A 1,042-nucleotide genomic window follows, 5' to 3' on the forward strand; every position below is an offset into this window, starting at 1 on the left:
GTACCCGACAGCTTCCCGTAATCAACCGAGAACGGAACCACCGCCCCCGGCACCACCGCACGCCCCTCATCCTTCGGCTTCGCCGTCCAGTCCACCTGATTCGCCAGCACCGTCACTTTCCCATCCGCGGTCGGGGCGCTGGTACCGGCAAGATTCCCGGACTGCGTGAACGACGTCGTCGACTCAACCGTCGGCGCGGTCATTTTGAATTCGACGAATCCCCGGCCCCGGGTGGTGTCCAGTGTGTCGAGTGCTTTTAGGGCGTTTTCGTCGGTGTGGTTTGTGAAGGTGCCGCCGCCTACGCCGCATTTCAGGGTGGAGTCGGCTGTGTTGGAAGCGTTTGTCCCGGTGTTCCAGTCACGGCCCAGAGAGTCGAGCCCCCTGGGCAGGTAGGTGGTCCAGGCTTCGCTGTAGGTGGGGCTGAAGAAACCGCACTGGTGCAGGTTTACGTAGCGGTTTTTGCCCATGGCAAGGGGACCGGCGGTGTCGTAGGGCCGCTGGCCGAAGAATCCCGCACTTGGACTGATGCCCAGGGTTCGTTTATCAGGCCAAACCTGCGCCTCGTCGGCAGTGGTGAGCTTGGTGCATTTATCTTCCGTCGAGTCCGGTTGTGCCGGGCTCGACTGAGGAGACGTAGAGCTTCCGGTTCTTGGGCTGAGACAGACGCGGGTCGTGTCATCCTTGAGAGTGAAGCCCGCGGGGATAACGGTGACAAGCTGGGTGTCGGCCAGGGTCTTATCGGAGTCGTTGTTGTACCACACCCGGGCCAGTACTTCATCGCCCGGATCGGCTGTCACATCGCTGTCCCACGTTAGCCCGCCATTGACCGAGTACAGAATGCCCACCGTCGGATCTGGTGACGCCCATGCCACGGGCGCCAGCACCCCCGCGGTCACCGACAGCACCACGCCAGCCGATAACGCCAGCCCTGCACAACGCTTGCCTAACCTCGCGCTTTCACGAAGCGGGCTGTCCAGCTGGTGATCAGGTCAGCGGAAAGTGCCTCTGACCAGCGAGAATGAGGATTGTCTAGGCCCTTGTT

General features: G+C 62.1%; 1 protein-coding gene. It reads right to left on the minus strand.

Annotation, left to right across the window (positions count from 1 at the left end; genetic code table 11):
* A partial coding sequence (locus ACZ53N_RS37520) for a hypothetical protein (RefSeq protein WP_469145154.1) occupies positions 1–905 on the minus strand: 905 nt, incomplete at its 3' end.
* Positions 906–1,042: the final 137 nt, after the last annotated feature.

The organism is Streptomyces sp. NPDC033229 (assembly GCF_055576875.1).